The sequence below is a fragment of the Herbaspirillum sp. B65 genome (assembly GCF_000333555.1).
In the GTDB taxonomy this organism is placed as follows: domain Bacteria; phylum Pseudomonadota; class Gammaproteobacteria; order Burkholderiales; family Burkholderiaceae_D; genus Herbaspirillum; species Herbaspirillum rubrisubalbicans.
The window spans coordinates 1-5,854 of sequence record NZ_BADI01000058.1 but is presented as its reverse complement, the minus strand read 5'-3'; the positions used below and the strand labels follow the sequence as shown (position 1 = coordinate 5,854).

Annotated in this window: 6 protein-coding genes; all 6 read right to left on the bottom strand. The window is 64.5% G+C overall.

Annotated elements, in window-relative coordinates; translation table 11 throughout:
• Positions 1 to 540: ATP-binding cassette domain-containing protein (locus I5W_RS01370; protein ID WP_252716847.1), on the bottom strand; the 540-nt coding region annotated here is incomplete at its 3' end.
• Entirely contained in the window at positions 537 to 2,327 is a 1,791-nt protein-coding gene (locus tag I5W_RS01365; protein ID WP_044527896.1) for a branched-chain amino acid ABC transporter ATP-binding protein/permease, read from the bottom strand. The genes I5W_RS01365 and I5W_RS01370, both read right to left, overlap by 4 nt.
• Before the next feature lie 2 nt (positions 2,328 to 2,329).
• Positions 2,330 to 3,370 carry a branched-chain amino acid ABC transporter permease gene (locus I5W_RS01360; RefSeq protein WP_044527895.1) on the bottom strand — a complete coding sequence of 347 codons (1,041 nt, stop codon included), beginning with the start codon at positions 3,368 to 3,370 and terminating at the stop codon, positions 2,330 to 2,332.
• A 93-nt stretch (positions 3,371 to 3,463) separates the two neighbouring features.
• A complete protein-coding gene (locus I5W_RS01355; protein ID WP_044527894.1) occupies positions 3,464 to 4,615 on the bottom strand; it encodes an ABC transporter substrate-binding protein in 1,152 nt (383 codons plus the stop codon).
• Between the two features lie 97 nt (positions 4,616 to 4,712).
• Positions 4,713 to 5,132 carry an acyl-CoA thioesterase gene (locus I5W_RS01350; protein ID WP_044527893.1) on the bottom strand — a complete coding sequence of 140 codons (420 nt, stop codon included), beginning with the start codon at positions 5,130 to 5,132 and terminating at the stop codon, positions 4,713 to 4,715.
• A 10-nt stretch (positions 5,133 to 5,142) separates the two neighbouring features.
• Positions 5,143 to 5,854 (bottom strand): SDR family oxidoreductase (locus I5W_RS01345; RefSeq protein WP_148289014.1); only part of this gene is annotated, 712 nt, incomplete at its 5' end.

Here is a 5,854-nt window from a genome sequence, read left to right as displayed (position 1 = left end):
ATTTGCAGGATTCCTTGACGATGCGCGGCGCCAGCCCAGGCTGGGGTCGTCCAGCATCAGCAGTTCCGCTTGGCCATCATGGCGCGCCCGATGGCCAGCATCTGGCGCTCGCCGCCGGAGAGCGTGCCGGCCTGCTGGCTGCGCCGCTCTTTCAGGCGCGGGAACAGTTCGAAGACGGTCGCTAGCTGGTCCAGCGGTTGCGCCTGGCGCAGCCGCAGGCGACGGAATCCCCCCCAGCAGGAGGTTGTCTTCCACACTCATGCTGGAAAACAGTTCGCGCCGTTCCGGCACCAGGGCGATGCCGGCCATCACGCGCTGTTCCAGGCTCCAGCGTTCCACGGCCTGCCCTTGGTAACGCACCGAACCCTGTGCCGGCAGCACCCCCATGATGGCGTTGAGCAGGGTCGACTTGCCGGCACCGTTGGGCCCGATCACGGTCGCGATGCTGCCCCGTTCGAGCTTGAGGTCGATGTGGTGCAGCGCCTGCACCTTGCCATAGCTGGCGCACAGTTGCGCCACTTCCAGTACCAGTTCGCTCATTCGATTCCACCCAGGTAGGCTTCGATCACGGCAGGATGCCGCTGGATCTCTTGCGGTGTGCCTTCGGCGATCTTGGCGCCGAATTCCATCACCACGATGTGGTCGGTCAGTTCCATGACGAATTCCATGTCATGTTCCACCAGCAGGATGCTCATGCTATCAGCGCGCAGTTCCTGCAATACCTTGGAGAGCGCCTGCTTCTCCAGATGCCGCAGGCCCGCCGCCGGTTCGTCCAGCAGCAGCAACAGCGGATCGCAGCACAGGGCGCGCGCGATTTCCAGGATACGTTGCTGGCCCAGCGCCAGGTTGCCGGCCTGTTCGTGCATCAGGTGTTGCAGTCCGACCCGATGCAGGGCGCGTGCGGCTTCGTCCAGCAGCGCCTGCTCTTCGGCCCGTTCCAGGTGCAGCATGGCGTTGAGCGTATTGCGCAGGAAACCCTGCTCACTGCGCATGTGCGCCCCCAGCGCCACGTTTTCCAGCACCGACATGCCCGGCAGCAGTCGCACGTGCTGGAAGGTGCGGGCAATGCCCAGCCTGGCGATGGCGCGAGCCGGCAGTCCGGCGATGTCGCGCCCATTGAAGGCAACCCGTCCGCCGCTGGCGTGCAGCAGCCCGGTGACCAGGTTGAAGGTGGTGGATTTGCCGGCGCCATTGGGGCCGATCAACCCGACGATCTCACCGGCCTTGACGTTGAAGGACACATCATTGACCGCCACCAGCCCGCCAAAGCGCTTGTTGATCTGGTCCACCTGCAGCAGCGGCGCACCGCGCGCCGGCCCCTGGCGCTTGCTCATGGCCGCAGCCTTGGCCACGCGCAGCGGCGGCGCTGCCGGCGGGAACACGCGCAGCCACAGCGCGCGCACCCAGGGCCACAGGCCACCGCGGGCATACTTGAGCAGCACGATCAGGATCAGGCCGAACACGATGCTCTCATAACTGCCGCCATCGCCCAGCAGCGCCGGCAACAGTACCTGCAACTGGTCCGACAGCAGCTTGAGGGCAGCGGCCCCCAGCAGCGCCCCCCAGATGTGGGCGATGCCGCCGACCACCACGATGAACAGATACTCGATGCCCATGGACAGGCTGAAGGGCGAAGGATTGACGGTGCGTTGCATGTGCGCAAACAGCCAGCCCGACACCGCGGCCAGCAGTGCGGCCAGCACGAAGATCAGGATCTTGTAGCGCCCGGTATCCACCCCCATGGCTTCGGCCATCGAACGTCCGCCCTTGAGGGCGCGGATGGCGCGTCCGGCGCGCGAATCCAGCAGATTCAGCGAAATCCAGGCGGCCGCCAGCACGATGGCCCAGATCAGGTAGTACAGATGGCGCTCCTGGGCCAGGTCCACGCCTAGCACGTGCAGCGCGGGGATGCCGGAGATACCGTCATACTTGCCCAGCCAGTCCACCTTGCCGAACAGGAAGTACAGACTGATGCCCCAGGCGATGGTGGCCAGCGGCAGGTAGTGACCCGACATGCGCAGCGTGATGCGGCCCAGTACGTAGGCCGACACCCCGGTGATCAACAAGCCCAGTGGCAGCGTCAGCCAGGGCGAGACGCCATGCACGGTCGTCAGGTAGGAGGTGGTATAGGCGCCCATGCCGACGAAGGCCGCCTGGCCGAAGGAGGTCATGCCGCCGATGCCGGTCAGCAGCACCAGGCCGATGGCCACCAGTGCATACAGGCCGATGTAGTTGGCCTGGATCACCCAGAACTGCGGCGTAGGCAACAGCGGGAAGGCGGCCAGTACCACCAGCAGTGCATACAGAGGAAGTCGCTTGTTCATCATGTTCACTCCTCATCCTCGTCATGCGCCGGCGTGACCAGCGAGCGCCATAGCAGGATCGGCAGCAAGGCCATGAAGACGATCACTTCCTTGTAGTCGCTGGCCCAGAAGGAACTGAAGGATTCCAGCAGTCCCACCAGTAGCGCGCCCCCTGCGGCTGCCGGGAAGCTGGCCAGCGCACCGATGGTGGCGGCGACGAAACCCTTCAAGCCGATCAGGAAACCCGAGTCATAAAAAATGGTGCTCATCGGGCCGATCAAGACACCCGACAGAGCACCGATAAACGCTGCTACGGCAAAGGACAATTTGCCCGCCAGCGTCGTGGAGATTCCCATCAGGCGTGCGCCCAGGCGGTTGACCGCCGTGGCGCGCAGCGCCTTGCCATACAGTGTGCGGCCGGAGAACAGCCACAGCGCCACCAGCAGCGCGGCGGCCGCCGCTACCACCACCACGGTCTGGGCACTCAAGGTGAGCGCGGCCAGGTTCCAGCGCTCATCCCAGAAGACCGGGGTGCGGAAGCCCTCGGCACCGAAGAACACCAGCCCCAGCCCGGTCATGGCCAGGTGGATGCCGACCGAGACGATCAGCAATTGCAATACGCTGGCGTCAGCCAGCGATTCGAACACCACCTGGTACATCAGCGGCCCCAAGGCGGTGATCAGCAGCAGGGTCAGCAGCACCTGCACCGGCAGCGGGAACTGCTGGGGCGCGGCCCACCACACCAGGGCGGCGATGGCCAGTGGCAGGGCCAGCGTTTCCAGCAGCGCGCGTGGCAGCAGGGCGGCCTGGCCGGCGCGCAGCAGGGCGCTGGCCTGCATCGCGGCCGCGCACACGGCCAGTACCAGCAGCAGCCAGAGCGGGCCGGGGCGCTGGCCTTGTTGCAGCATGGCCAGGGTGAGCGCGCCATAGGCGACGAATTCGCCTTGGGGAATGAAGAGAATGCGGGTGACCGTGAAGACCAGCACCAGGGCAATGGCGATCAAGCCATAGACGATGCCGTTGGTCAGGCCATCCAGGGTAAGGATGGCAGCAATGGAAGAGTCCATGTGTGGGAAGCGAAGCAAGCAAATATCACGGAACCACGGTGGCGCAACCCGCTTTCCGGGTGCGCCACCGCAACGGATCACACCATGCAGCGATTACGGATTGACGGCTTTCCAGTTGCCGTTCTGGATGGTCAGCATGATGCGGGCATCGTCACCCAGGCCAAAGTGATCCTTGGCCGTATAGCGCAGCGTGCCTTGCGAGATCTGGATCGGGCCGGCAGTTTCCAGCGCTTCCTTCAGGGCGGTGCGGAAAGCCGGGGTGCCGGGTTTGGCTTTCTTCAGCGCCTCCGGCACCACCTTTTGCAGGACCAGTTGGGCATCATAGGTATGGGCCGCAAACAGGTTGCGGCTGCCGGCGCCGAATTGCTTCTCGTAGCGCGTGACGAAGTCCATGGCCAGCTTCTTGGACGGGTTGCTGTCGGGCAGTGCTTCCGGCACCACCGCCGGGCCGGAGATGACGTAGGAGCCTTCGACGTCCTTGCCGCCCAGGCGGATCAGGTCGCGCGAGGCCGCGCTGTGGGTCTGGAAGATCTTGCCCTTGTAGCCGCGTTCGATGAGCGCCTTGTGCGGCATGGCGGCGCCGCTGCCGGAGGCCACCACCAGCACCGCGTCGGGGTGGGAGCTGACCACCCGCAGGGCTTGCGCAGTGACGCTGGTGTCGGCGCGCGAGAAGCGCTCCACCGTGCCCATCTTCATGCCGGCAGCAGTAGCCAGGCGCTGCATTTCCTTGAGCCAGTTTTCACCATAGGAATCGGAGTAGCCAAGGAAGCCGATGGTCTTGACACCCATTTTCTTCATCTGCTCCACCACGCCACCGGCCATGACGGCGGTAGATTGCGGCAGACGGAAGGTCCAGGCGTCTTTTCCTTCAGCTGTCTCGATAGGGGAGATTGCCAGCTGCACCGTCTGCGTTTCCAGCGCCACGTCGGCGATGGCCAGAGTGGGCGGCACCGCAGCCGAGCCGATGATGAGGTCAACCTTGTCTTCGGCCACCAGGCGGCGCGCATTCTTGCTGGCCTGGGTGGGATCGGTGGCGTCATCCAGGATGATGAGCTTGACCTTCTCGCCGCCGATGGTGTCGGGCCACAGCGAGAAGCCATTCTTGGCAGGAATACCCAGGCCCGAACCGGGACCGGTCAGCGACATCACCACGCCGATGGTCAGCTCGGCATGGGCCATGCCGGTGCAGGCCAGCATCGATGCCAGTACCCCTGCCTTGATGACCAGTTTCATCTTTGTCTTCATCTCCGTCTCCTTTGTATTTATGTATCGAATGCTCGATTTATGCGGGCAGGGCATGTCCACCCTGCCTCGTTGACTGCTACCTGTGCGCCGGGTGGCCTTAGCTGCACATCTCCCGGATATCCTCTGGAATGGCAATGGCCTTCATGCGGGTCGGATCGTCGGGATGGCGGATGGCGAACACCCGCACATCGCGGCCTTCGCACAGCAGTTCGCCGTCGCGCTTGATTTCGTGCTTCATCACGAAGGTCTTGTCATTCCATTCGATGATGCTGGAATGCACTTCGATCGCATCGCCATAGGTGGCCGGGCGCACGAAGCGCGAACTGATGTCCACCACCGGCGTGCCGATGATGCCGTGCGTCTTCTCGGTATCGCGCCAGGGCGGCACGCCGCACTGATGGAAGAAGTTGCGCGAGGCCGCGTCATACCAGCGGAAGAAATTGGGAAAGTAGACGATGCCGGCCGGATCGCAATCGCCGAATTCCACGCGCACCGGATAGATCATGGTTTTGCTCATGGCATTCTCCTTAGCGCGGCGCCAGGCGCAGCGCGCCATCCAGGCGGATCACCTCGCCGTTGAGCGAAAGATTGGTGGCGATGTGCAGCGCCAGTTGCGCATATTCCTCGGCCTTGCCCAGGCGCTTGGGGAAGGGAATCGAAGCGGCCAGCGATTGCTGTACTTCGTCAGGCAGCTTGTAGAGCAGGGGCGTGAGGAACAGGCCCGGTGCGATGGTCACTACGCGGATGCCATGCTGTGCCAGGTCACGTGCCAGCGGCAGGGTCATGGCGGTGATGCCGCCCTTGGAGGCGGCATAGCCGGCCTGGCCGACCTGGCCATCGAAGGCCGCTACCGAGGCGGTAGCGACGATGACGCCACGCTCGCCCTCGGCCAGCGGTTCGGCGGCCGCCATGCGGGCGGCCACCAGGCGGATCACGTTGAAGGTGCCGATCAGGTTGACGTTGACGATGCGGCTGAAGTCCTCCAGCGGCATGGCGCTGCCATCCTTGCCCACCATGCGCTTGGCGCCGCCGATGCCGGCGCAGTTGATGAGGATGCGTGGCGTGCCATTGGCCGCTTGCGCGGCATCCAGTGCGGCTTGCACCGATGCGCTATCGGTGATGTCGCAGCGCACAGCGTGGCAGTGCAGTTCATCGGCCAGGGCCTGTGCCGCTTCCCATGTCACATCCAGAATGGAAACGCGGGCCCGGCCCTGCACAATTGGCGCACGGTCTCGGCCC

What these genes read in the sequence shown, in the direction of transcription:
- I5W_RS01355 (WP_044527894.1), bottom strand. Translation starts at nt 4,615, where the DNA reads ATGAAGACAAAGATGAAACTGGTCATCAAGGCAGGGGTACTGGCATCG.
- I5W_RS01350 (WP_044527893.1), bottom strand. Translation starts at nt 5,132, where the DNA reads ATGAGCAAAACCATGATCTATCCGGTGCGCGTGGAATTCGGCGATTGC.
- I5W_RS01365 (WP_044527896.1), bottom strand. Translation starts at nt 2,327, where the DNA reads ATGATGAACAAGCGACTTCCTCTGTATGCACTGCTGGTGGTACTGGCC.
- I5W_RS01360 (WP_044527895.1), bottom strand. Translation starts at nt 3,370, where the DNA reads ATGGACTCTTCCATTGCTGCCATCCTTACCCTGGATGGCCTGACCAAC.